The sequence below is a fragment of the Chryseobacterium cucumeris genome, from assembly GCF_001593385.1.
GTDB classification, from domain to species: domain Bacteria; phylum Bacteroidota; class Bacteroidia; order Flavobacteriales; family Weeksellaceae; genus Chryseobacterium; species Chryseobacterium cucumeris.
In genome coordinates, this window is record NZ_LUVZ01000012.1 from 687,806 (window position 1) to 713,908 (window position 26,103).

General features: G+C 35.5%; 26 protein-coding genes. 19 read left to right on the forward strand and 7 right to left on the reverse strand.

Annotated features, from left to right (window positions below; genetic code table 11):
* From A1704_RS12040 to A1704_RS12075, 7 genes are all read left to right on the forward strand, one after another.
* The gene (locus tag A1704_RS12040; protein ID WP_062673624.1) at positions 1-822 is read left to right on the forward strand and encodes a hypothetical protein; all 822 of its coding nucleotides are present in this window, start codon (positions 1-3) and stop codon (positions 820-822) included.
* 596 nt (positions 823-1,418) lie between these two features.
* Entirely contained in the window at positions 1,419-2,207 is a 789-nt protein-coding gene (locus A1704_RS12050; protein ID WP_062673629.1) for a sensor histidine kinase, read from the forward strand.
* A 71-nt stretch (positions 2,208-2,278) separates the two neighbouring features.
* Positions 2,279-2,608, forward strand: coding sequence for a hypothetical protein (locus A1704_RS12055; RefSeq protein ID WP_034694709.1), 330 nt, complete (start codon positions 2,279-2,281; stop codon positions 2,606-2,608).
* 25 nt (positions 2,609-2,633) lie between these two features.
* Positions 2,634-2,948 carry a hypothetical protein gene (locus A1704_RS12060; protein ID WP_062673631.1) on the forward strand — a complete coding sequence of 105 codons (315 nt, stop codon included), beginning with the start codon at positions 2,634-2,636 and terminating at the stop codon, positions 2,946-2,948.
* 4 nt (positions 2,949-2,952) lie between these two features.
* Positions 2,953-4,098: a hypothetical protein gene (locus tag A1704_RS12065; RefSeq protein WP_131797505.1), complete on the forward strand. Its 1,146-nt coding sequence runs from the start codon at positions 2,953-2,955 to the stop codon at positions 4,096-4,098.
* A 223-nt stretch (positions 4,099-4,321) separates the two neighbouring features.
* Complete coding sequence (eno, locus tag A1704_RS12070) at positions 4,322-5,614, forward strand: phosphopyruvate hydratase (RefSeq protein WP_034694712.1); 1,293 nt, start codon at positions 4,322-4,324, stop codon at positions 5,612-5,614.
* A gap of 88 nt (positions 5,615-5,702) precedes the next feature.
* On the forward strand, positions 5,703-6,989 hold the full coding sequence (locus tag A1704_RS12075; RefSeq protein WP_047427632.1) for a citrate synthase: 1,287 nt from the start codon (positions 5,703-5,705) through the stop codon (positions 6,987-6,989).
* 60 nt (positions 6,990-7,049) lie between these two features.
* Here the strand turns inward: A1704_RS12075 and A1704_RS12080 are convergent, their stop codons facing one another.
* The gene (locus tag A1704_RS12080; protein WP_062673635.1) at positions 7,050-7,373 is read right to left on the reverse strand and encodes a nuclear transport factor 2-like protein; all 324 of its coding nucleotides are present in this window, start codon (positions 7,371-7,373) and stop codon (positions 7,050-7,052) included.
* A gap of 18 nt (positions 7,374-7,391) precedes the next feature.
* Entirely contained in the window at positions 7,392-8,186 is a 795-nt protein-coding gene (locus A1704_RS12085) for an SDR family oxidoreductase (protein ID WP_062673637.1), read from the reverse strand.
* A gap of 121 nt (positions 8,187-8,307) precedes the next feature.
* Between A1704_RS12085 and A1704_RS12090 the strand changes: the two genes are divergently transcribed.
* On the forward strand, positions 8,308-8,694 hold the full coding sequence (locus A1704_RS12090) for a winged helix-turn-helix transcriptional regulator (protein WP_062673639.1): 387 nt from the start codon (positions 8,308-8,310) through the stop codon (positions 8,692-8,694).
* A gap of 89 nt (positions 8,695-8,783) precedes the next feature.
* On the opposite strand, the gene A1704_RS24475 is transcribed toward A1704_RS12090, so the two are convergent.
* Complete coding sequence (locus A1704_RS24475) at positions 8,784-8,948, reverse strand: hypothetical protein (RefSeq protein WP_156121335.1); 165 nt, start codon at positions 8,946-8,948, stop codon at positions 8,784-8,786.
* A 290-nt stretch (positions 8,949-9,238) separates the two neighbouring features.
* Here A1704_RS24475 and A1704_RS12095 point away from each other — a divergent pair, with 290 nt between their 5' ends.
* The 11 genes from A1704_RS12095 to A1704_RS12145 all read left to right on the forward strand — a co-directional run bounded on the left by A1704_RS12095 (position 9,239) and on the right by A1704_RS12145 (position 19,794).
* Positions 9,239-10,153, forward strand: coding sequence for a dimethylarginine dimethylaminohydrolase family protein (locus tag A1704_RS12095; RefSeq protein ID WP_062673641.1), 915 nt, complete (start codon positions 9,239-9,241; stop codon positions 10,151-10,153).
* A 106-nt stretch (positions 10,154-10,259) separates the two neighbouring features.
* Positions 10,260-10,667: a four helix bundle protein gene (locus tag A1704_RS12100; protein WP_062673643.1), complete on the forward strand. Its 408-nt coding sequence runs from the start codon at positions 10,260-10,262 to the stop codon at positions 10,665-10,667.
* 55 nt (positions 10,668-10,722) lie between these two features.
* The gene (gene ctlX / locus A1704_RS12105) at positions 10,723-11,646 is read left to right on the forward strand and encodes a citrulline utilization hydrolase CtlX (RefSeq protein ID WP_062673645.1); all 924 of its coding nucleotides are present in this window, start codon (positions 10,723-10,725) and stop codon (positions 11,644-11,646) included.
* Between the two features lie 21 nt (positions 11,647-11,667).
* Complete coding sequence (locus A1704_RS12110) at positions 11,668-12,027, forward strand: S-adenosylmethionine decarboxylase family protein (protein ID WP_062673647.1); 360 nt, start codon at positions 11,668-11,670, stop codon at positions 12,025-12,027.
* A gap of 1 nt (position 12,028) precedes the next feature.
* Positions 12,029-13,495, forward strand: coding sequence for a DUF4178 domain-containing protein (locus tag A1704_RS12115; protein ID WP_062673649.1), 1,467 nt, complete (start codon positions 12,029-12,031; stop codon positions 13,493-13,495).
* Positions 13,485-13,679 (forward strand): hypothetical protein, encoded by a 195-nt coding sequence (locus A1704_RS12120; protein WP_062673651.1) that lies wholly within the window; start codon positions 13,485-13,487, stop codon positions 13,677-13,679. Before A1704_RS12115 ends, A1704_RS12120 begins: the two co-directional genes overlap by 11 nt.
* A 13-nt stretch (positions 13,680-13,692) precedes the next feature.
* Positions 13,693-13,908: a DUF350 domain-containing protein gene (locus A1704_RS12125; protein ID WP_062673653.1), complete on the forward strand. Its 216-nt coding sequence runs from the start codon at positions 13,693-13,695 to the stop codon at positions 13,906-13,908.
* Positions 13,901-15,415 (forward strand): polyamine aminopropyltransferase, encoded by a 1,515-nt coding sequence (locus A1704_RS12130; protein ID WP_062673655.1) that lies wholly within the window; start codon positions 13,901-13,903, stop codon positions 15,413-15,415. Before A1704_RS12125 ends, A1704_RS12130 begins: the two co-directional genes overlap by 8 nt.
* Positions 15,416-15,452: 37 nt before the next feature.
* Positions 15,453-16,982 (forward strand): flavin monoamine oxidase family protein, encoded by a 1,530-nt coding sequence (locus tag A1704_RS12135; protein ID WP_238590611.1) that lies wholly within the window; start codon positions 15,453-15,455, stop codon positions 16,980-16,982.
* Between the two features lie 4 nt (positions 16,983-16,986).
* Complete coding sequence (locus tag A1704_RS12140) at positions 16,987-18,012, forward strand: hypothetical protein (RefSeq protein ID WP_062673659.1); 1,026 nt, start codon at positions 16,987-16,989, stop codon at positions 18,010-18,012.
* Positions 18,013-18,039: 27 nt separating this feature from the next.
* Positions 18,040-19,794: a discoidin domain-containing protein gene (locus tag A1704_RS12145; protein ID WP_062673661.1), complete on the forward strand. Its 1,755-nt coding sequence runs from the start codon at positions 18,040-18,042 to the stop codon at positions 19,792-19,794.
* A gap of 48 nt (positions 19,795-19,842) precedes the next feature.
* Here the strand turns inward: A1704_RS12145 and A1704_RS12150 are convergent, their stop codons facing one another.
* From A1704_RS12150 to A1704_RS12165, 4 genes are all read right to left on the reverse strand, one after another.
* The gene (locus A1704_RS12150) at positions 19,843-20,703 is read right to left on the reverse strand and encodes an alpha/beta hydrolase (protein ID WP_062673662.1); all 861 of its coding nucleotides are present in this window, start codon (positions 20,701-20,703) and stop codon (positions 19,843-19,845) included.
* 80 nt (positions 20,704-20,783) lie between these two features.
* Entirely contained in the window at positions 20,784-23,042 is a 2,259-nt protein-coding gene (locus A1704_RS12155) for a TonB-dependent receptor domain-containing protein (RefSeq protein ID WP_062673665.1), read from the reverse strand.
* 44 nt (positions 23,043-23,086) lie between these two features.
* A complete protein-coding gene (locus A1704_RS12160; RefSeq protein WP_062673667.1) occupies positions 23,087-25,348 on the reverse strand; it encodes an outer membrane beta-barrel family protein in 2,262 nt (753 codons plus the stop codon).
* A 364-nt stretch (positions 25,349-25,712) separates the two neighbouring features.
* A complete protein-coding gene (locus A1704_RS12165) occupies positions 25,713-26,051 on the reverse strand; it encodes a DUF3817 domain-containing protein (protein WP_062673669.1) in 339 nt (112 codons plus the stop codon).
* Between the last annotated feature and the right edge of the window lie 52 nt (positions 26,052-26,103).

Consider the following 26,103-nt stretch of genomic DNA (forward strand, 5'->3'; position numbering starts at 1 on the left):
ATGAATGAAAATCAAGATTTATTAAATTTAACGGGCAAGATCCATCAATTAGTAGACTATGGAATTATTAATACTGAAAAATTACAGGAAATACAATCATTTTGTAATCAGGAAATGGATAGACTACTTGCAGAAGAATTTATAGAAAGAGAATCCATAGATTGGAGCAAGTACATAATCTATGAACAAACTGAGTCTGATGGTGAGATTAATGCTGGATTAGCAACAGAAATGACAAATGCTTACCAGAGCATCCCTAATATTAAAGATATTTATAGAAATAAATTGCAAGTTTCTGGAGAAGTAGCAGCAGATTTATTTGGAAAAAATGCTAGGAATGTTAAAATTTTTTTAGGAGAACTTGATAATGGACTCATTTTTTTATTTGAGGATTTACTTCTCCAGAAATATTATATTATTAGTAATAAAATAATAAAAGAAGAAATATCTGCATATAATTTTGGTCGATATAAGGATGCATATGAAAATGGAGCATTAAAAAGAATATTGGATCCCTATATTCAACAATATATTCCAAATACGGTAAATACTGTTAGGTTTGCATTGTCAAGAGCTTTCTTTGCTAAACTTGAAAACCTAAAACCTAAATATCCTAATATTGTTATTTCTTTTCATCCGGCAATACATATTTCCGGGGATATTTTTGATGTGGAATTAGATGATGGAACTATTATTCAGGCTAGTTATGAGTATAGGCTTACATTCATAATGATATTGGGATATTATCAAGGTTCCAAATTTATTCCAATACCTGACATAGGTGCATATGATAGAAATGGTCTTTGTCCTCCTGGATGCTAAATGATTATTCTTGATCTAATATATTATATTGTAATCATTACAAATTTTACTGTTTCCATAATTGAAAAGAAATTGTGGAAGCAGTTATTTTGGTTTTATTTCGGAATTACAATCATAACAGAAATATTATTTACAACGAAAGCGGGTTTTATAACTGCAAGAATGTATAATTATCTGGATTTGTTCTGTATAATTTATTTTGGATACATCTACAATAAAGAGTTACATGATAACTATGTTATTAGAATAACCACAATTTTATTTTTTTTATTAGGAGGTATTTTTATTTTCATTTCCAAAACTAATTATTCGATTATTACTGGGTACCTATATTGTATTTTTTTATTTTTCATTTCTCTGTTTTGGTTTTATAAGAAAATATCAAGCAAAGATCAAACACAGGATATTTTGAATTTATGTTTTTTTTGGATTAGTTGTTCACTATTATTCTGGTCACTATTTTATATTTTCAGAATGTTTCCAATGTATTTCTTTAATAAAAAAGATCCTGGGTTTTTAAAAGAAATATCTAATGTGTTTAGTATAGTTAATATAATTACGTATTCATTATTCTTACGAGGCTTATTTTGTAGACAATGAAGAATCTTCCCTTAGAAATAAAGATAGTATATATAACTGCAATCATTGTAGTAATGCTGTTTGTATTATTTATTATCCTTGTTGTTCTTACATACAACCGAAAACAGCTCCTTTACCTTAAAGAACAACAACTCAAAGAATCCGAACACCAAAACCAGCTCCTTCAGAAAGAACTCGAAAAACAAAAAGTGCTGGAACAGGAGCGAGAGCGCATTTCCCACGATATGCATGATGACTTGGGAGCAGGAATATCTGCTCTGAAACTTCAGGCAGAATTTCTAAAACAGAAGGCTGAGAATGATGATCTGCAAAGTGATATCGATGAACTTCTGAAAACCTCTGAAGAAATGAACATCTCCATGAGAGAAATGCTGTGGAGCCTGAATTCAGGAAATGACACCTTGGGAAGCTTTATCGATTATGCCATCCTTTATACCGGAAACTTTTTGAAAAAAACAAAAATAATGGTGTATTCAGAATGTGAAGATATCATAGCAGAAACAGCAATCTCTACAGAAATGAGGCGTAATCTTTTTCTCTGCTTAAAAGAGGCTGTCAATAATGTATACAAACACAGTCAGGCAAATACTGTAAAACTTTCATTTTGGCAGGAAGAAAATAACTTCTTTATGAAAATTTCCGATAACGGAAACGGAATTCCCGATGGACAGAAAGAAGGTAATGGCCTTAGAAATATGAAACGAAGAATGAATGAACTATCTGGTGAATGTTCTATCATATCCGAAAACCCTGGAACCTGTATTGTGTTTAAAATAGTCCTATAAATAAATTACCCTTTTGTGTAATTGACTGGTCCTTTTTTTAGAGGGAAATTTGATAGATAAAATTAAAAGCCATGAAAACTCTTATTAACGACAGTATTGGAGATTTGGAAGCTGCTTTAAAAAACAACACTGATCTTCAGGAGAAGTTCAAAACCAATCCGATAGAAGCTATTAAAAATGTAGAAATAAAGAACCCGAAAGACACAGACTATTGGATTTACAGAATCATTGTACTTATGCTTGGATTGGCAGTCATAACCATTATAGCAGGACTTATCCTTATTGCTTACTGGAATGGTGGGGCTGCTAAAGATAATCAGTTGGTTACTATTTTTGCAACTATTTCTTCAGGTGCAATAGGTGCCTTAGCCGGACTTTTATCGCCTACACCGAGAAAATAATAAAAAACTTAAAATAAACAACATCATGAAAACTTTAACCTTGAAAGTGACTATTGAAGGAGGTTCTTCTCAATTAGGGATATATTATAAATTAGTTAAAAAAGAGCATGCTTCAAAACCTGTACAAAAAAAACATAGTTTTGAAGAAGTGTTTAATGATCTTAATGGTGATTACACATTGTACATAGGTGGGAGTAATGCTGATTCTGATAAAAGAAGAGCAATTATAAGTCTTGTTTTTGATGATAAGGAGATTACATTGGATAAGGATTTATCTTACGCAAATCCATCAATCCAAAAAGGCAAGCATATTTATGCTGAATATTATTTTAAAGCTTAAAACCATGAAAACAAACAGACTTTTATTACTTACTTTAATATTGACATTCTTCAATATATTGACACTTCATGGTCAGAATAATATTGATTTAAAGCAAAAGAGTAATATTGCCCTTAAAACTGTAAATAACAGCAAAACAGGTAACTGGAATGATGTTTTCACCAATTTTATGCAGCTTGCAGCCAAAAACCTTGCAGGTGATAATAAATCTTTTGAATACAAGACAACAATCTTTGCTATAAAAAGTGAGGTAGACAGTACATTGCTAATTGATGAAAACTATGTTAAAGAAAATTTTTCAAGAAATTTTCAAATAAATATGGGGCTGAAATTAGACAATGATTATAAATTCAAAGGATTTTCATATGGTTTTGATTGGGCTTTGATCAACAAAAGAGATCTAAGTGTAAATACATTAGTGAATGGTGAAACAGCAAAACTTTATGAGAAGTATTTTGAAATACTTACGAAATCAAGAGAAAGATATAATGCAGATTTAGACAAAAATAAAGATCCGGATAAATTAACAAAAATAAAGCAGATCCAAGAGGCGATAAGTAAGAATGCCGATGAATATATTATTCCACTTGATGAGTTTCCAAAAGATTTTATAAAATATCTGCCTTCTGATTATCAGGATACTAGGAAATACTTCGGTGAAGTGTATGCAAAAGAACTGGATTTTATTAAAAGAAAGCCATTATTGAAAATAGGTTTTAATAGTAACTTTCAAAAAAACGCAAAATTTTTAGATGAGTTTGATGCCAATTTGGTTTATCTGCAAGGATTGAAATCTAAGAAAGGGAGTAAATTGGAAATAGACTTCCGAAATCAGTTTAAAGCAAAAGATAGTATCACAACATCTGTGATCAAAAGAAAAGAATTTTCATCACAACTTGGTTTGAATATTTCAATTTGGGAAACTAAAGATAAATCCATTGTAGAGCTTAAACCTAATTTTGAATATAAAAGGATTGTTTCAGGATTGATGGATGAAGAAAAAAATGACCAATTCTTAGCCAATGCAGATCTTAGGATAAGAATTTTAAAAAACCTTTGGGTGCCATTGATTTTAAAATATGATATTAAAAACAATAATCTTTTTGGTTTCTTAAATGTCAGTTTTAATTTTGATGCAATGAAAGAATAGATTAAGAAAGAATAGAAATACAAAACTCATCTTAAAAATTGTAAGGTGAGTTTTTTTATTGCTATTTTCAAATTTTAACCTCCAATTCTTCACAAAGAATTTGTAGAATTATCATAATATAAATTAACTAAAATTTAACTCGGATTTATCTCAAAAAAATCCCGTGAAATACCCCTGAAAGTTAAATTTTGATTAAATTTGTCTAAACTAAAAAAAATAAAAAATGAGTGCAATTTCTTACATAGAAGCAAGACAGATTTTAGATTCCAGAGGAAATCCTACCATTGAAGTAGATGTATTTACAGAAAGCGGGGCAATGGGCCGTGCAGCTGTACCTTCAGGAGCATCTACAGGAGAACACGAAGCGGTAGAATTACGTGACGGTGGTTCAGAATATCAGGGGAAAGGAGTTCTGAAAGCTGTTGAAAATGTAAAAGAAGTAATTGCAGAGAATTTAGTTGGACAACCGGTTTTTGAACAAAACTATATCGATCAGATTATGATTGATCTTGACGGAACGCCTAACAAAGGAAATCTTGGTGCTAATGCTATTCTTGGTGTTTCTCTAGCGGTAGCCAGAGCTGCTGCTGCTGAATTGGGAATGCCTCTTTACAAATATGTTGGTGGAGTGAATGCCAATACACTTCCAGTTCCAATGATGAATGTAATTAACGGTGGTTCTCACTCAGATGCTCCTATCGCATTTCAGGAATTTATGATTATGCCGGTAAAAGCAGATTCTTTCTCTCACGCTTTGAGAAAAGGAACTGAAATTTTCCACAACCTAAAATCGATCCTTAAAGGAAGAGGTCTTTCTACAGCAGTAGGAGACGAAGGAGGTTTTGCTCCTACTTTCAACGGAACAGAAGATGCTTTGGATACATTACTTCAGGCGATCGAAAAAGCTGGATACAAGCCTGGTGACGACATCATGTTGGCATTAGACTGTGCCGCTTCAGAATTCTACAAAGACGGAACATACGATTACAGAAAATTCGAAGGAGACAAAGGCGCTCACAGATCAAGAGAAGAGCAGGTTTCTTACCTTGCAGAATTGGCTGCTAAATATCCGATTATCTCTATCGAAGATGGTATGCAGGAAGATGACTGGGAAGGATGGAAAATGCTTACAGATAAAATTGGTGACAGAGTACAGTTGGTAGGTGACGATTTATTCGTAACAAACGTAGACAGATTATCAAGAGGAGTAAAAGAAGGTATTGCCAACTCTATCCTTGTAAAGGTAAACCAGATCGGTTCGCTTTCTGAAACAATGGCTGCAGTACAAATGGCTCAGAATAATAAATTCACTTCAGTAATGTCTCACAGATCAGGAGAAACTGAAGATTCTACAATTGCTGATTTGGCGGTAGCAATGAACTGTGGACAGATCAAAACAGGTTCAGCGTCAAGATCAGATAGAATGGCAAAATACAACCAGCTATTGAGAATTGAAGAAGCTTTAGGTGAAACTGCAATTTTCCCAGGGTTGGAAGCTTTTAAAATCAAAAGATAATTAATCGAATTTATAAATAACGGCAAGCGAAATTTTTAGTTTGCCGTATTTTATGGAAAGTGGTATATTTAAAAAAAATAAATAAATAATGTCAGACAACAAAGTAATATTGAATTACGACGGTAATTCATATGAATATCCAATCGTGGATAGTACTATCGGAGACAGAGGGATTGATATTTCAAAATTAAGAGACCAGACAGGTTTAATCACTCTGGATTTAGGTTACAAAAATACAGGAGCTACTATTAGCGACATCACTTACTTAGACGGAGATAAAGGAGAATTATTCTACAGAGGTTATCCAATCGAGCAGATTGCTGAGAAATCTAACTTCACTGAAGTAATGTATCTTTTATTACATGGAGAATTACCTACTCAGGATCAGTTTACTTCATTCGACAACAATATTAAAAAATATAACTTCATCGCAGACGAAATGAAAAAAATCATTGATGTTTTTCCTCGTTCTGCTCACCCTATGGGAGTTTTATCTTCTTTAACTTCTGCATTGACAGCTTTCAACCCGAAAGCAGTGAACGTAAACTCTAAAGAAGAAATGGATCACGCAGCTGAGCTGATGATCGCTAAATTCTCTCATCTTTGTGCCTGGACTTACAGAAAAACTCAGGGCTTACCATTAAACCACGGTGATAACAACCTGAACTACGTAGAGAACTTCTACAAAATGGCATTCAGATTACCAAACGCTGATTTCGAAATCGATCCGGTAGTAGTAAATGCTTTAGATAAATTATTAATCCTTCACGCAGACCACGAACAAAACTGTTCTACTTCTACAGTAAGAATGGTAGGTTCTGCTCACACAGGTCTTTTTGCTTCTATCTCTGCTGGGGTATCTGCACTTTGGGGCCCACTTCACGGTGGTGCTAACCAGGCGGTAATCGAAATGCTTGAACTAATCGAAAAAGATGGTGGTGATGTATCTAAATATGTTGCTAAAGCTAAAGATAAGGCTGATAATTTCCGTCTAATGGGATTCGGACACAGAGTTTACAAAAACTTCGACCCAAGAGCGAAAATCATCAAGAAAGCTGCTGACGATATCCTTACTGCATTAGGTATTCAGGATAAAGCTCTTGACATTGCAATGCAGTTAGAAAGAGTTGCCCTTGAAGACGAGTACTTCGTAGAAAGAAAACTATATCCAAACGTAGACTTCTACTCAGGTATCATCTACAGAGCATTAGGAATTCCTACAGAAATGTTTACTGTAATGTTTGCGTTAGGAAGACTTCCAGGATGGATTTCTCAGTGGAAAGAAATGAGACTGAAAGGAGACCCGATTGGAAGACCAAGACAGGTGTACCAAGGTGCTCAGGAAAGAAACTACATCGACATCGCAAGCAGATAATATTTGCTTACAATATAAAAGAATCCCAAAGCTTGCTTTGGGATTCTTTATTTTTACAACTTATTCAGTAATAGCTAAAGCCGTAATAAGATCATTCTTCGTTCGGAAATGAAAATTCAGCATTACCGGACTTCCATCAAAAGAACCTGAAATGTTAATTCTTAAAACAGTTATATTATCATTCACCGAAAAATCTTTTAGCTCAAACAAGGTTTTGTATTCACTATTGGATTTTTCATTCCATTGTCTTATTTCTTCTTTTCCCGTGTATATTTTTCCTTCATCAAATACGGATGCCTGTTCAGAAAAACAGTTAGAGAAAGAAATACTGTCAAAAAGTTCCTGTGCCTTCAAGAATTCCTGTAAAATGTGAGGTAAGTTCATATTGTTATTTTTAAATGATTAAACAGTTGGAATAGTGCCGCCATCTATTACATATTCGGTTCCGGTTAGATATTGTGCCCGTGGAGAAACTAAAAACCCAACAAACTCTGCAATATCTTCTGGCTGGGCGGGTTTACCAATGGGAATTCCACCCAACGCATCCATGACACTTTGAGTAGCCTCTTCTATTGACGTTTTTGAACTTTCAGCAATACGTTCCATCATTCGGATGGCAGAAGAGGTCATGATCCAACCTGGAGAAACGGTAAGAACACGAATTCCCTTTGGAGAAACTTCTTTTGATAAACCTTTACTATAGTTGATCAGTCCGGCTTTGGCAGCAGCATACGGTAATGTAGAATCAAATAAAGGCAGCCTTCCCTGAATGGAGGCAATATGAATAATCACTCCCGTTTTTCGTTCCAGCATTTGCGGCAGAAACCCTCTGTCTAAACGAACGGGTGCCAATAAATTGGTCTGAATTGTATTTTCCCAGTCTTCATCACTCAAAACAGAGAAGCCGCCACCAGGCGTCTCTGAACCACCCAATGTATTAATTAAAATATCAAGCTTGCCAAAAGTAGACAGTACTTCTCTTACCAGCTTTTCAGTACCTTTTGCCAGGCTGAGATCTCCTGAAATAAAATGAAATTGATTATTCATCTCTTCAGGCTGATTTCTTGCAGTGACAATTACAGTAGCACCAGCAGTAAGTAATCTTTCGGCAATAGCTTTTCCGGTTCCTTTTGTTCCTCCGGTCACCAAAGCAATTTTACCTGATAATTCGTTGTTGAAATGAAATGATTCTGTCATGATTTCTTTTTTGTACAAATTTCAGGAGTATGACCGGCTCTTACAAGTACGGTCTTACGAATCACATAGTGATAAATTAATCCCCTATTGAGATCTCAGTTCATTGTGTTACATTTGTTTTATGTACGAAAGAAAAATCTTACCCAATCTGAATTGCGGTCTTGATCTGATTGCTGAAGTGCTCTATGGCAAATGGAAGATTCGTTTGCTGTGGTTTATCAATGAAGGATTTCAAAGGCCAAGTGAATTACAACGGAAAATTCCTGATGCTTCCCGCAGAGTATTGAATGTTCAGTTAAAAGAACTTGAAGAACATGATCTTGTCACTAAGAAAATTTATCCTGTTGTGCCGCCAAAAGTAGAATACAGGCTTACGGAATTCGGACAGACGTTGATTCCGGTAATTGCCACATTAGGGAAATGGGGTGATGATCATGAAGAACGCTTACGGATATTGATATTGAGAAGGCTTGAAAACTTGTCACAAAGTGAGAGAAACAATACCTGATATTAGCTTTTTTGATTTAACATCAGGTGAAAAAGTCTATACAATAGGAGAAGAAAACCTGCTTTCAAAAGCAGGTTTTCGTTTTTTTATTATGGACATTGGCATCTGTCACATGTCCAGATATAACAGTTTCCTGCATCATCCCATTCGCAGCATCTTCTGCCAGTGGAAATCGGAGCGCCTCCCATTACAGATTTTTGTTGATCTCTTCCTAATTTTTGTGCGTTTTTCAGCACCGGATTGTTTTTGTTCATGACTTTGATTTTTGGTGTTAATAGTTAAGTTTTATGATCTATAATTTCGCGAAAATTATATCACTAATATAGGAAATTAAATAATATAATTATCTATTTTTTTGTTCTTATGTAGATGGAAAATAGTAAGTTGTAGATGTTTTTGGGACTATTCACTGCAGTTGGCTGAACTGACAAGGAAATTTTGTTGAAGGGTGTTGATTTTAGAAATCAAATTTAATACATAAAATAATCCAAAAGTTTTACAGGTAGAGACCTTTACTTATATTTGTAGTATTGCATAAATCTTTATGAGACTAAATATTAAAAACGAAACGGGCAGGCTGAAGTCAGTAGTTTTAGGCCAGCCTAATTCATTGGGACCAGTTCCCACACTAGAGGAAAGTTATGACGCAAAGTCATACTACTCAATCGAACACAACATTTATCCTAAAGAAGAGGATATTATCAATGAAATGAACGCTTTTGAAGCGGTTTTAAAAAAGTATGATGTTGAAGTTCTGCGTCCTAGTATCATCAAAGACTACAATCAGGTTTTTTCAAGAGATGTAGCCTTTGTCATTGATGACAAGATGATCATTTCCAATGTGATTGCAGACAGAGCAGACGAACAGGAAGCCTACAAAAGTGTTTTTGAAAAAGTAGCATGGAGAAAAATTATTAATCTTCCCGAAACCGCGCATATTGAAGGCGGAGATGTAATTGTATGGAATGACTTTATTTTCATCGGAACCTGCTTCAGCGAAGATTACAGAAACTATAAAACGGCAAGAACCAACGAGTATGCCATAGAAATCTTAAAAGAATATTTTCCTAAGAAAAGAATTATCGATCTGGAATTGAAGAAAAACGATAAAGTTCCGTTTGAAGGGATTCTGCATCTGGATTGTACATTTAATCCTGTGGGAGAAGACAAATGTATCATTTATAAAAACGGCTTCGTAGACGAAAGTGATTACCGTTTAATCATCGATATTTTTGGAGAAGAAAACTGCTTCCACATCAATGATGAAGAAATGTTTGAAATGTTTCCGAATATTTTCTCTATTTCTCCTGATGTAGTAGTTTCAGACAAAGCATTCACAAGAATGAATGACCATTTAAGAAACGAGTGGGGAATGACCGTTGAAGAAATTCCTTACAGAGAAATTTCCAAAATGGGAGGTTTATTGAGATGCTCTACAATGCCGCTTGTGAGAGAATAATGGAGTGGGAGAGTTTTAGTGTTTAAGAGTGGAGGAGTTTTAGAGTCTGAGCGTTAGAGTGTTGGTGGGTTTGAATATTTGTTTAAATTTAAAAAAATATTTGGGTATGTCGACAATTAAATTTCATCAGGACTTAAAAGTTTATCAACAATCATTTGAAACAGCACAGTTGATTTATGAACTCTCAAAATCCTTTCCAAAAGAAGAACTTTACTCACTTACAGATCAGATAAGAAGATCATCAAGATCTGTAACGGCAAATATTAGTGAGGCTTGGGGGAAAAGAAAATATGAAAAATCCTTCATCGCTAAGCTTACAGATTCGGAGGGAGAAGCGAGAGAAACCCAAACATGGCTTCAGTTTGCCTTTGCCTGCCATTATATGAATGAAGAGCAATATAATAATTTGCACAACAAGTATAACCAAATAATAGGGATGTTAGTTAAAATGATGAGCCAGTCAGAAAAGTGGTGTTCATTTTCTTCGGTGAATAAAGAAGATAATAATTTGTAAAACGCTGTTCAGACTCTCAAACTCTTATACGCTAATACCCTCAAACTTATAAAAAATGCAGACAACAGATACCGTATTAATGATAGAACCGATTGCATTCGGTTACAACGCTGAGACAGCAAAAAATAATTATTTCCAGGTTGAGCAGACCGGTTCTGATATCCAGTCAAAAGCGTTGGCTGAGTTCAACACCTTTGTTGGAAAACTAAGAGAAAAAGGAATCAATGTGATCACCATAAAAGATACATTAGATCCCCATACTCCAGATTCTATATTCCCAAACAACTGGGTAAGCTTCCATAAAGATGGGAAGGTGGTTTTATATCCGATGTTCGCCTCCAACAGAAGAGTGGAAAGAAGAGAAGATATTATTGAAAGTATCCAGGAGCAGGGATTTGAAGTAGTTGAGGTGGATGACTGGTCTTTTTCTGAAACTCAGGGACATTTCCTGGAAGGAACAGGAAGCATGATTTTCGATCATGATAATAAAATTGCATATGGTTCTGTTTCTTTGAGACTGGATGAAAAACTGTTCAGAGAATTCTGTACCAAATACGGATTTGCTCCCGTTGTTTTCCATTCTTTCCAGACTGTAGGAACAGAAAGACTTCCTATCTATCATACCAATGTAATGATGTGTGTAGCAGACCGATTTGTGGTAATCTGCCTTGACTGTATCGATGATGAGCTGGAAAGAGAAAAAGTAGTGGAAACGATTAAAGGCTCAGGAAAAGAAATCATCGAAATTTCTGAAGAGCAGATGCAGCAGTTTGCAGGAAATATGCTTCAGGTTCAAAACAAAGAAGGCGAGAAGTTCCTGGTGATGAGCCAGACAGCCTATCAGTCTTTATCTTCAGAACAGGTAGCTGCTATTGAAAAATACTGCGAAATTATCTATTCAGACCTGAATACTATTGAAGTAAATGGTGGAGGAAGCGCAAGATGTATGCTTGCTGAGGTTTTTCTTCCAAAAAAATAATATATTTACCAAAAAAATTAATTGAACCCATTATCAAGTAAAGGTTTACATATTCTTCTGACTTTGGAAACAGAGTCAGAAGATTTGTTATTAGACAGCAAAGGTTTTCTGACGTTTACAGAAGATATTCTGAAAACTAAAGATGTAGAAATTGTAGGAGTAACCAATCATATTTTTGAAAATGAGAGTTTTACTTCTGCAGTAATCCTGAAAGAGTCTCACCTTTGTATCCACACGTGGCCGGAATTTAAACAGCTTACTTTTGATGTTTTCCTTTGTAATTATACGCAGGACAATACCAAAAAAGTAGAGCAGATTGCAGATGAAGTAGTTCAGTATTTTAAAGCTAATACCATTCAGAAACACAAAATTTACAGATAAAATGCACTATGTCTGCCCAGCATGCGAATCAGAAAATACATTAGATCTTAATTTTCCTATCGAGGAATATGTTTGTAAAACCTGCTCTCACCTCATTGATGTAGCAGGAAATAAAAAGATTAAACATTTGAAAGTACCTACAGAAAATGTTGTCTTGGATGTAGGACAGAAAGGAAATATTGATGGAGTAGAGTATACAGTCGTTGCAATTACTGTCAAAAAATACGGAAACAGTATTTTCTGGCGGGAGTATTCTTTAAAAGACAGCAAAGGAAATGATGCTTTCCTGAGTGAGAGTGATGGACATTGGGTTTTCCTGATCTCTATGCATCCTGATGATTTTAAAGGCAAAGATTCTAAATTACCTACCTATGCCGGGCGAACTTATCGCTGGTACGAAAATACTCCATGCACTATTTATGCTGCTGCCGGCTTTTTTGATGAACACATTGATTTCAGCGTTGCGACCTACAAGGAATATGTCAACGGAACCCGTATGATCTCTCAGGAAAAGAACGCTAAGAAAAGCCAGTATTTTTATGGAGTTCACATTTCAAAACATGATGTTAAAAGAGCTTTTAAAATAGCTCACATGCCGTATTATACAGGAGTCGGAATTGTCCAGCCTTATTATTTTGATATGAAACAGGCGGTGAACATTTTTTGCGTGGGCGCATTAATGATATGTCTGCTTCAGCTCTACGTGTATATCTCACGAACTAACGAAACTGTTTTTGCGGAGACCATCAATTTTGCTGATGTAAAAGACAAAGAAATGGTCAGCAAAAGTTTTACTCTTTCAGGAGGTTCTGCACCATTAAAAGTGAATGCATTTTCAGGTGTTGATAATTCCTGGGCTAATGTTCAGTTGAGTCTTGTGAATGAAAAGACTAACGAAATTGTCTATACCTCAAAAGATATCGAACAATATCATGGGTACGAAGATGGAGAAAGTTGGTCAGAAGGAAGTCAGTCTGAAGAATTTAACCTTTGTGGAGTAAGCTCGGGACAATATCACTTTCTTATTTCAGCAGAAAAGGAAGGATCTTTATTACCTGCATTTTCCGGTCTTCAGTCACTGGATTCAAGGATATTAATCTCCAGGGATAAATCAGGAACAGTAGAGGTAACCGATATCTATAAAGGGCAACCTATCACTTTCATAGACGGAAAGACTTTAGAAAAAGATACAACAGAATTAGGTAAACTGGTGAAAGCTTCCTTTGGAACTTCAAAAATAGATTCTCTTATCAATACAGAAGGGTTAAGACTCACTACAGATCCTATTTCAAACAATACCTATGTACAGCTTAAAGCGACCTGGCTTCCTGTTTCATTCTGGAACTTCGGATTCATTTTATTCATAATGATTGCGCTCTTTGTCGCCATGTGGATAGGAAAACATTTCTTTAATGTGAATAAATGGAAGAATAGTTCAAACACCCCTTATCCTGCAAATGATAACTAATATTACCAATTACATAAGACAAAACTGGATACTCTGCTTGATCGGAGGGTTTTTCATGACCTGGTTTGTATACCTTACCTATCAGGGAAATCAGGTCTGCGATTGTGCCAAAACAGAAACATACCGCGACGGAACTACAAGAAGTCATTCCAGAGTAGGATTCTACAGATACTATCACAAATAAAAATATAAAAACTATGGACAACATCAATTTCTTACCCATACTAAACTCGGTTCTTTACTCATTTTTAGGAATCGCTATTCTGCTGGTGTGCTATTTCGTTATTGAAAAGCTTACCCCGGAAAAAACATGGCATGAGATCGCTCAGAATAAAAATATAGCACTGGCTATTGTTTTCGGAGCATTTATCATCGGAATTTCAATGATTATAAGCGCGGCAATTCATGGATAAGAAGAGGATTCCTCTTGAGCTGCTTTTATTGTTTTCAGTATTCGTCATTGCTACATGTGGATTGATTTATGAGCTGGTGGCAGGAGCCCTGGCGAGCTATCTTTTAGGAGACTCTGTAAAGCAGTTTTCTTTCATTATCGGAGTGTATCTCTTTTCAATGGGAGTAGGTTCCTATCTTGCGAAATTCATCAAAGGAAATCTTATTGATAAATTCATTGAGATCGAAATCCTGGTGGGAATCGTAGGGGGAATCAGCTCTGTAGTGCTGTTTATTTTATTTAATACACTCGCACACTTTGAAAGCGTTTTATACCTTTTCGTCTTTTTCACGGGATGTCTCGTCGGAGTAGAAATTCCGCTTTTGATGAACATTTTGAAAGACAGAGTTCAGTTTAAAGATTTAGTTTCAAACGTCTTTGCGTTCGATTATATCGGAGCTTTATTGGCATCGATTCTTTTTCCATTGGTTTTGATTCCGAAATTAGGAATTGTAAAGACACCTTTGTTTTTTGGATTGATCAATATCTCTATTGCGATATTCCTGTGCTATTATCTTACAAAGGAATTATCAAAACCCCTTTCCCTCAAAGTAAAATCTATCGTGGCATTTGCATTCTTGCTGGGACTTTTCTTTTTTTCAGATACGATTCTGTCTTATTCTGAAGAAAAACTATATGGCGAAAATGTGGTTTATACTAAAAGTTCACCTTATCAAAGAATCGTTTTAACGAGGAATACGCACGAATTCCGTTTATATTTAAATAATAACTTACAGTTTTCTTCAACGGATGAATACCGTTACCATGAAGCTTTAGTACATCCTGCTATGTCGATGGCAAAAAACATTGATAATGTCCTGATTTTGGGAGGAGGTGACGGCTTCGCAGCCAGAGAAGTATTGAAATACAAAGACGTTAAAAAAGTAACCCTGGTGGATCTTGATGGTGAAATGACTCAGTTTTTCAAGACCAATGAAACCATGCGCAGGCTGAACCAGAATTCTTTTTCCAATCCAAAAGTAAAAATCATCAATAAAGACGCTTACATATGGGTAAAAGACAGTAAAAAGAAATTTGACGTTATCATCATAGACTTTCCTGATCCGTCCAATTATAGCTTAGGAAAACTCTATTCCCTGCAGTTTTATAAAGAACTGGAGAAGCTGACAACGCTTGATACGAAAATTGTGGTTCAGACCACATCTCCATATTTTGCTCCGAAATCTTTCTGGTGTATTGAGAAAACAATCAATCAGATTTTTCCTTTCACAGCAGCGTATCATACCTATGTTCCGTCTTTTGGAGAATGGGGATTTTCGATGGCTTCATTTGAGCCCGTCAACAACAGAGTTTACAGAAAGCTTCCCGGCTTAAAATACTATGATTATAACTTTTCACAGATGTCTTATTTTAATAAAGATATGAAAGTGAAAGATGTAGAAGTTAACCGTCTGGACAACCAGATATTAGTCCGTTATTTCGATGAAGAGTGGGGGAAAGTACAGTAGAAAGGATTTTCTTACAACTATATTTTTAGGTAGCCTTATGCTTCCCTTTTTGCAGTATTGCGGAAAGAAAGTAAAAGTTTTGCTGTTGAAAATTACCGGGACAAACCATGTTCTTGGTCACAAGTTATGGGCAAAAAATTTTCCACAGTTTTCAGAAGTTATCCACACAAAATATCTTATCGTGGGTGGTGGGATTTCCGGACTTTCTGCATGTAGATTTTTTAACCAGAATAATGAACAGGATTATCTTCTCCTTGAAATGGAAAACCATCTGGGAGGAAATTCTTCCAACGGACAGAATTCATTTTCAAAATTTCCTTTAGGCGCTCATTATTTACCGTTACCGAACAAAGAGAATACAGAAATCATCGACTTCCTGAAAGAATGTGAAATCTGCTTAGGAACAGAAGAAAACGGAGAACCCATCCTTGATGAATACCAAATGACTTTTCCACAACAGGAAAGACTGTTTTATAAAAATGCCTGGCAGAACGATATTGTTCCGCAAAGAGGAATTTCCGCACAGATCCAGCAAGAGCTTGTCCGCTTTTTTAAGCTGATGGATGAATTTCGTACAAAGAAAGACACGGAGGGAAAATATTGGTTTGCCATTCCGGTACATGATTCCAGCAAAGACGATGAGGTTGTAAAGCTTGAAAAAATCATTTTTAAAGACTGGCTCAAAGAAAATAACTTCTATTCGGAAGAACTTCTCTGGCTGCTGGATTATTCCTGCAGAGACGATTTCGGATTAGGAATAGACTACGTTTCAGCATGGGCAGGCATTCATTATTTTGCCGGAAGAAAAAACAACTGGAGCACGAAATATAAAGATCAGGTATTCACATGGCCGGAAGGAAATGCAAGACTGGCAAACCATTTTTCAAAATATACAGAGGGAAAACACATGCCAGAAAACTTAGTTTTTGATGTGAAAATCAATGATAGAGTTGAAGTATTGAGTTTTGATAATGCTCAAAAGAAAACTAAAAAGATCATTGCAGATAAAGTACTGTTTGCAACCCCGCAATTTGTGAATGAAAGAATTTTTAATCAAAAAAGAGCATCATCATTCCATTATGTGCCGTGGCTTTTAACAACGATTACGTTAAAGAATGAATTTGGAGGAGATGAAGAGCTGGCCTGGGATAATGTGATCTACGGGACTTCCGGATTGGGGTATATTTTTGACCAGCATCAGAATCTGAACCAGATTATAGGTGAAAAAGTAATTACCCACTATAAGAGTTTTTCAACTGCAGATTGCAAAAAAGCGAGGAAAAAGCTGTATGCCATGAAAGAATCTGAACTTAAAACTTTAGTTTTGGATGATTTGAAGAAAGCCCATCCATTGATAGAAGATTTCATTCTGGAAATGCAGTTTCATAAAATAGGACATGCAATGATTGCTCCGGTTCCCAATCAGATTTTTGGTGAAGAAACTCAAAAAGCGAAAGAGTCCATAGAAGTGAAAATTTTCTTTGCCCACTCTGATCTTTCCGGAATATCCATTTTTGAAGAAGCCTTTTATCAGGGAATCCGGACTGCAGGACAAATGATACAATGATACAATGAAACAGCCGTGGATACATAACGTAAAAACAGACTGGTGGTTTATTCTATCACCACCTTTCCTTGTATTGCTTGTTATTTTTCTTTTTCAGAAACAGATTCAGGGGCTGGAAAATCATTATTCCTTTTACACATGGCTTTTTCTGATCGTTTTTGTGGATGTAGCTCACGTATATTCTACGCTGTTCAAAACGTATTTCGTAAAGGGAGAAATACAGAAAAATAAATGGCTTTATCTCGGAATTCCTGCGGTAAGCTGGATTTTAGGGATTATCCTTTTTCAATTTGGAAGTCTTACATTCTGGTCGGTACTGGCATTGGTAGCCGTTTTTCATTTTATACGCCAGCAATATGGTTTTATGAGAATTTACGCCCGCTTTGAACCGAATAACTGGAGTAAAAGAATAGATGAGGTGGCTGTTTATTCTGCTACCATTTATCCGATGTTGTACTGGTTTAAAACTCCTCGTGCCTTTACGTGGTTTGTCGATAACGAATTTGACTGGCTTCAAAATCTTCCGGATTATATTCCGTTCATTACAATCATCTATTTTGCCATTCTGATCATCTGGATTATTAAAACTGTAATTGAAGCTTTTAAAACAAAGAATATTAACATTCCGAAAACAGCACTGATCACCGGAACTTTTCTTTCCTGGTATTTTGGGATTGTCTATTTTAACAATGATCTTTTGTTTACTTTTCTGAATGTGATTTCTCACGGAATTCCCTATATCGCATTGATCTACATCCGGGAAATACAACAAAAAGAAAATCATCAGCTGAACAGGATGCAGATTTTTAAATCTTTTTCAGGAATCTTTTTGTTTATAGGAGTTCTTTTAAGCTTTGCTTTCATGGAAGAATTTTTGTGGGAAACTCTGGTATGGAATGAACATTTTTCCTTGAATGTGATTATTTCAGAAAAATTATTACAGTTCCTTGTTCCGTTGTTAGTTGTTCCACAGCTTACCCATTATCTTCTGGATGGCTTTATTTGGAGAAAACCCAAAAAAGTTGCCTAACTTTGTCTTAATCTTTAAAATCTAAAAATGAGACAATATTTTCTGTCACTGGCAATTTTTCTAGGAATGATTGTAGGTGCTCAGCAGAAAACATTCTGCAATCCCATCAATATTGATTATGGGTATACTCCGTTTGAAGTTTTTTCAAAACAAGGGAAACATCGTGCCACAGCAGATCCGGTGATTGTTAATTTTAAAAATAAACTGTTTCTTTTTTCTACCAACCAGGAAGGATACTGGTACAGTGATGATATGCTGGACTGGAAGTTTGTGAAAAGGAAGTTTTTAAGAGATAATAAATACATCCATGATCTTAATGCTCCTGCGGTATGGGCAATGAAAGACACTCTATATGTATATGGTTCTACCTGGGAACAGGATTTTCCGATCTGGAAAAGTACAAACCCCACCAAGGATGATTGGAAAATTGCAGTGGATACTTTAAAAGTGGGAGCTTGGGATCCGGCGTTTCATTATGATGAAGATAAAAATAAACTCTATCTGTACTGGGGTTCAAGTAATGAATGGCCATTGCTGGGAACAGAGATGAAAGTAAAAAATCTTCAGTCTGAAGGTTTCGTTAAGCCCATTATTAAACTAAAACCTGAAGATCACGGCTGGGAACGCTTCGGAGAATACAATGACAACGTTTTTCTTCAGCCTTTTGTAGAAGGGGCATGGATGACAAAACACAACGGAAAATATTATATGCAGTATGGCGCTCCGGCAACAGAATTCAGTGGATACTCGGATGGAGTGTATGTGAGCAAAAGTCCTTTGGAAGGGTTCGAGTATCAACAACATAATCCATTCTCTTATAAACCGGGAGGTTTTGCCAGAGGAGCAGGCCATGGAGCTACGTTTGAGGACAATTACAAGAACTGGTGGCACGTTTCCACAATTTTTATTTCTACTAAAAATAATTTTGAAAGAAGGCTGGGAATATGGCCGGCCGGCTTTGATAAAGATGATGTGATGTACTGTAATACGGCATATGGCGATTATCCTACTTACCTTCCGCAATATGCACAGGGCAAAGATTTTACGAAAGGTCTTTTTGCCGGATGGATGCTGTTGAATTATAATAAACCGGTTCAGGTTTCATCTACTTTGGGAGGGTATCAGCCCAACTATGCTGTAGATGAAGATATCAAAACGTACTGGAGTGCCAAAACCGGAAATTCCGGAGAATGGTTTCAGACAGATCTGGGAGAAGTTTCTACCATCAATGCCATTCAGATCAATTATGCAGATCAGGATGCCGAGTTTATGGGGAAAACCTTTGGGAAAATGCATCAGTATAAAATCTATGGTTCCAATGACGGGAAAAAATGGAGTGTGATTGTGGATAAAAGCAAAAACACTAAAGATGTTCCTCACGATTATGTAGAACTTGAACAACCTGCAAAAGCCCGTTTCCTTAAAATGGAAAATCTGAAAATGCCAACAGGAAAATTTGCATTAAGCGGCTTCAGAGTGTTTGGAAAAGGAGCAGGAAAACAGCCTGCTAAAGTGGAAGGGTTTGTTCCTCTGAGAGCTGATCCAAAGAAATATGGTGAAAGAAGAAGTATCTGGATGAAATGGCAGCAAAACCCTGAAGCGGATGGCTATGTAATCTATTTTGGAAAGACTCCCGATAAATTGTATGGAAGTATTATGGTCTACGGAAAGAATGAGTATTTCTTTACAGGGGCAGACAGAACAGATGCATACTATTTCCAGATTGAAGCTTTTAATGCGAATGGCGTTTCTGAAAGAACGACTGTTGTAAAATCAGAATAGATCAAAGTAAAATATAAAAAATGACACGTTTTGAAAAATCAGGACGTGTTATTTTTTGTCTGTTTTCTTGAGAAATGTTTCTATTTTATTGATAAGAAATTGATCATTTGGGTGTTTATCCCAGTCCAGATGTCCGCCATTGAATGAATAAGACTCATGGAAGATATGTTTTTTATTTAAAACAGAATCTAAGATTTTCTCTTGTGAAGACGGGATAACACGATCCGAATTTCCATAGTAAGATAAAGTAGGAGGAGAGTTTTCATTGATCCATTTCACGGGGCTTGCGAAATCTATTCTGGAAGTTTCAGAATCCACTACACGAGGATCTACAAGTCTTCTTTCCACAAAGGAATATTCCTGATAGTTTTTAAAACCCGGATCTGAAAGGTCTGCAGGACCGACAATATTAATTACAGCTTTTACTTTTTTATCTGTATCCAATTTATAAGCATACAGCATGGATAAATGGGCTCCGGCACTGTTTCCCAATAATATCAAATTGGGACTGTACCCAAGCTTTTTTTCTAGGAAGGCGGAAACATATTTAATATCATTTATCTGATTGGGTAAGCCATAATGAGTTTCTGATGTCAGTCTGTAATTCATATTGACAAAAATATGATCAGGAAATTTCTGCATCATAGAGAGTGTGAAAAAGGTAAGCTGCGATTTATCTCCAACCCTCCAGCCTCCACCATGAATTATAATAAAAACATCCTTTTCTTTGTTTGTTCGTGTAGATGGAATATAAAGATCCATAACCTGCTCTGGATTGTTTCCATAGTGAATATTTTCCTCCTTATCAAAGTGGATATCTTTTCCCAGATTTATCTTTTTTTCTTTGCAAGCCGTCCACAGAAAAAGGAGGCTAAGGCAAATTAAAATAACTCGTATGTGTTTTTTCATAGCTATTAAATATAAAAAAATCCGCTGAAAAGAATCAGCGGATATCGTAAGAATAATTGAATATGAAGAAAGATAATTCTTTACCTGGTTCTGCTTTTAATAGCATCCGAAGCACCCTCGATATCTCTTACCTTTTTGATTTTCTGATTTCCGAAATTATAGGTAAGACTTACGATTAAACTTCTGTTGTAGCGGTTTTGGTGGACATAATTATAATTTCCGTTTTCCTGAAAGTCTTCAATTTTAACGATGTTGGTATTCAATACATCATTTACATTTACTGCAAACGTCCAGTCGTTCCACATTTTCTTAAGGCTAAGATCTAAACTCATCAGGTTTTTCAATGAACCAAGCTCAATCTGTTGCTTATCTACGAAGAAGTAATTAAGTCCGAAGAACCATGTTTTCTTTTTATCAAGACGAACGGTGTTGTTGGTTTGGATCAAAAGACTGGTAGAATTGGTTTTATTGGTGTATGTAATAAATTTTCCACTGGGCCCTTTTTCATCTTTGAATCTGTCTCCTGTTGTAGGATCAGTATCAAGGCTTCCATTGTTAATATTATGCTGTACACCGATATTGAAATTGGTTGTCCAGTATTGCTTGAAAAATGACTTTTGAATACCTACCATTGCGGACATTTCCTGTTTATTCCCAAAATTGGTTCTGATATATCTTAATGCCGGGTTTTCGCCTTCCTTTCCAGCCGGTGATACCGGATATCCCTGAAGTGGTACCTGCGTAATTACATCCTGAATGTAAGAATGGTTTAAAATCAGGAAATAGGAATTTTTGAACATATAAGTAAGCTCCTGATTATAGGTAGAAGATGCCTTTACGAACGGGTCATTCTGAGTATAATTATCATCTGTAAGAATGTTCCTTACCGGATTAAGTTCCCAGAAACTAGGTCTTCTCATTCTGCTGGAGAAGGAATAAGAGATATTGTTTTTATCATTAATTGCATAATTCAGACTTAGATAGGGAAGAAGGTTTTTATAATTTCTTTCAATTCTTCTAAGAGCTTCTGTGGGAGCGTTGTCAGAAGTTCCAAGACTGTTGGTGATCTCATATCGGGCACCTATTTTTCCGGAAAGTTTGTCGGAAATCTTTTTCTCAACGGTAAGATAAATTCCGTAGATGTTTTCATCATAGATAAAATGGTTGGGTCTTGAATCCGGAGCTTTTACAGGATTAAAAGAATATGTTATGTTTTTAGAATCGTTATCTGTCTTAGTCTTATTATAATTTCCGCCTATAGATACAGTCAGATCATTTTTAAACTTTTGATTATAATCTACCATTCCGGAGAAATTATTAATAATCTGAGGAAGATCCTGGAATACCTGTGTTTTTATTTTTCCTACTTTTCTGTTGATATCCGAAGCAAAGGTCTGGTTATCTGTGGACTGGAATCTTCTGTAGTTGAGGTAGGCTGCATTTACATTCAGTTTACTTCCCAATGAATCTGTTTTTAATTCATAATTTAAATTCACAGAATTGTTATAAGATCTTGAATCCTCCCGGTTTTTAGACCACGTATATTCCGTATTAGTTTTTTTTATGGTATTAAATAAATCTACCGTTGAATTATAACTTTTATTGGCCCATGTATTCCATGATAATGCGAGATTGCTTTTATCACTCAGTTGATAATCAATATTTAGATAACCACCGATGTTTTTATTCGGATCATCAACATCTCCTACGGATTCACTAGAAGTTTTGGCAGTACCATTTCTTAAAGTATAGGTCTGTGGTTCGATATTTTCACCCCCGCTAAGACTGGCACTTACTCCCAGTTTATTTTTTCTGTAGTTAGCCGAGAAACTCGCCTGACTCCCGTTATATTTATTGGTAGTGTTAGACATTCTCATATTTCCATTGAGACCATCACTCATTTTTTTCTTTAAAACGATATTGATGATTCCATCAGATGATTCTACCTGATACTCACTTCCCGGAACGGTAATCACTTCAATTTTCTGGATATTTTCTGCCGGAGTATTTTTCAGAAACTGAACTAAAGATTCAGCGTCCATATTGCTTTTTCTTCCGTTGATATAGATCAGGGCATTATTTTTCCCTGCTATTTTCAATGCTTTATCATCCGTTGAAGATAATAATGGGGTCTGCTTCAAAAGATCAAAAGTGGTATTTCCCTTTGCAACAGGAGATGCTGCTACATCATATACAAAACGATCACTTTGCTTTTTGAAAACCTGTTTTGTGATGGTAACTCCTTCTATGTTTTTTGTTTTTGCCGTATCAGCTTTCTTTTCCTGCGCAAATGCACAAGTACTGAATACAATGGCCATTGACAAAATTATACGTTTCATGTTGTTTTTATTTAAGAGTGGATTTAGTGTATAAGTTTTATAAATTAGGTTCTGGATTTCACAGCATCGTTAGCTGATTTCATTTCCCTTGCTTTTTTAAGTTTCTGATTCCCGAAATTATAAGTAACTCCGATGCTCATTAACCTTGGATAATTGAAGTTGGTGATATTATTATATTTTCCGTTAGGCTGTACTCCTTTAATACTGTAGAAGCTTTGATTGAATAAGTCACTCACTTCCGCTACAATCGTCCAGTCTCCAGCGATTTTTTTCAGACTGAGATCGAAGCTTTGTCTTGCACCTATCATTCCTCCTTCCATTGCAGTCTGGCTGGCAAAGAAGTAATTCACTCCCAGGAACCAGTCTTTTTTAGAAGAAAGTCTGATGATATTATTGAGGGTTGCAGACATATTGTAGTTTTTGACATCAATGATGTAAGGATCTACTACTTCAGTTTCTCCCGGAACGGGCATAGAAGTTGGGTCTTCAAATACTCCGCCTTTGTAGGTAACATAACCTAAAGTGACAGAATAGTTGGTTGTCCATATATCTTTAAACCAGGATTTGTTCATTCCAAGAGTTAGAGCAATCTCCCTGTTTTTTCCATAATTGGTTCTGATATATCTTAAGAATCTGGTAGTTTCCATAATCGGATTTCCTTTGATGTCCTTTATGATTTTCCCCTCAGAATCTTTTTTAGGAGCTGTTACAGTTCCTTGCAATGGAATCAGGTCTGAGGCTGCTGCATCCTCCACCATATTAAAACTAAGATTGGCATAGAATGCATTTTTGTACATATAATTGATTTCCTGATTATAGTATTTGGAAGCGAGTATAAATGGATTGTTCTGCGTATAATTGGTTGGAGTAAAGTAGGTTCTTGAAGGATTCAGTTCCCAGAATCTGGGTCTTCTGATTCTGCTGGAGAAAGTATAGCTCAGATTATGATCGGAATTGATGGCGTAATTTAAATTCAGATAAGGCAGAAGGTTGTTGTAATTTCTTTCAAATCCTGTTTTATCCACAATATCGCCTGTACTTCTGGTCATTTCGTAACGGGCTCCTATTTTTCCGGATATCTTCTCCGTTAATTTTCTTTCATAATTCAGATAAATCCCAAGTATATTTTCTTTATAAATGAAGTGATTGGTCTGGTTGGGATCGATAATAAATTCTCCCTTTATTAATTTATCCTGTTTGGTGTCGTTATCTGTATTGGTGTGGTTATAACTGATTCCCATTAACCATGTTGCTCCTTTAGCCGTTTTTTTCAGATAATCAATATTGGCAGCGTAGTTGTTGATGATTTGGGGTACTGCCTGATGTAATGCTGAATATTTGTTGATTGTATCATTCGTTAAAGGAAAACTTTCATTGAAACTTACTTTATCCCTGTTGAACCATAAGTAAGAAATGTTGGATGTAAGTTTACTTCCCAGAGAATCTGTTTTCATCTCATAATTCAAATTGAAAGAATGATTTCTTGTTTGTGCATCCTCGTTGTTGACAGTTCTGTTATTTAATACTCCGTTTTGCCAGTTGGTAATATCCAGTACAGAATTGAAACTTTTATTGTATCTCATGTTGTAGGAAAATCCAAGACTGTGTTTTTTATTGATTTCATAATCAACATTGAATCCTCCACCAAAATTTTTGTTAGGATCATCATTAAACCCAAAAGACTCATTTCTGAAAGTAGGATCACCGTTGGATAGCGTATATCTTTGTCTGTCTGTCCAGCTTCCCGTTCTGAAATTAGAATTACCGGACCATTTTCCCTGTCTGAAATTAAAAGAAGCTCCCGCATTAGGATTATTGTAATAAGCCTGCTCGTTCTGCATTTTCAACGTTCCGTTATAGCCGTTGTTTTTGCTTTTTTTCATGACAATATTGATGACTCCTTCTTTGGATTCAACCTGAAATTCACTTCCGGGAACTGTGATGACTTCTATTTTCTGGATATCCTCAGAAGGTGTGGACTTCAGCATTTCAATCAATGCCTCAGAATCCATATTGGTTTTTTTATTGTTGATATAAATGACTGCATCATTTTTTCCCAAAATCTTCAGCGTTTTTCCGTCTATGCTGGAAATCATCGGTGTTTGTTTCAAAAGATTAAAGGTGTTGGTTCCTTTAGCGATAGATGAAGAAGCTACATCGTATACCAAACGGTCACCCTGCTTTTTGAAAACCTGCTTCTTGAGATTCACTGCATCAATAGCATTGACTTTCAAACTATCTTTTTTCTGCTGGGCAGTGATAAGTCCACCGAAAAATAGTGCTACAATAAGAATTTGAGTCTTCATGATTATTCTTTTTTAATTAATAGCTTGTATGGTTTGTTATTTAACATTACAAAGATATATAATAAATTTAGTATTATGCAATACAAAGTACTTAAAAATATTTTTAAATCATTATAATCAATTGATTATCAATTAATAAAAATTTACATTAAAATATTGATTGCTTGACCTTTCTGTATAATAAGACAAATAAATGATGCAAAATGTTACATCAATGAAAGAAATTATGAGAAATTTTTAATTAATACCTGGAATTTATTCCCATTAGCTCCGGAGTTATGCTTCACACAAAGACATATGTGAATCGGGGTTGTAATAACTGTAAAAATAAAAAAGGACCGAAAAGGTCCTTTCATTATATTGTTTATTCTCTGTCGAATCGGGCGAGTTTTTTATCTACCCAAACCGTTGCAAAGGGGAAGAACGCAGATAATAGGGCAAAAACAAAATCTTCATCATCCCAATTATAAATTTTTCTGGCAGGAAGGCAGAGTAAAAGGTAAAGGGTAAAAAATAAGCCATGTAAACTACCAATAACACTGATGAAGATGATAGAGTATAAATTTTCATCATACCGGATCCAGATCATCGCAACACCATACAACAAAAGACATGAAATGGCCTCCGCAAGACAAATTTGCTTAAACCATCTGATGATTTTTTCCTGAGAATATTTTGAGAATATTTTTTCGATGAAGTCCATTTCTTAAATTATGAGGTGAGAGATAAAAGGTAAGAGTCTTTCTCTTGCTTTT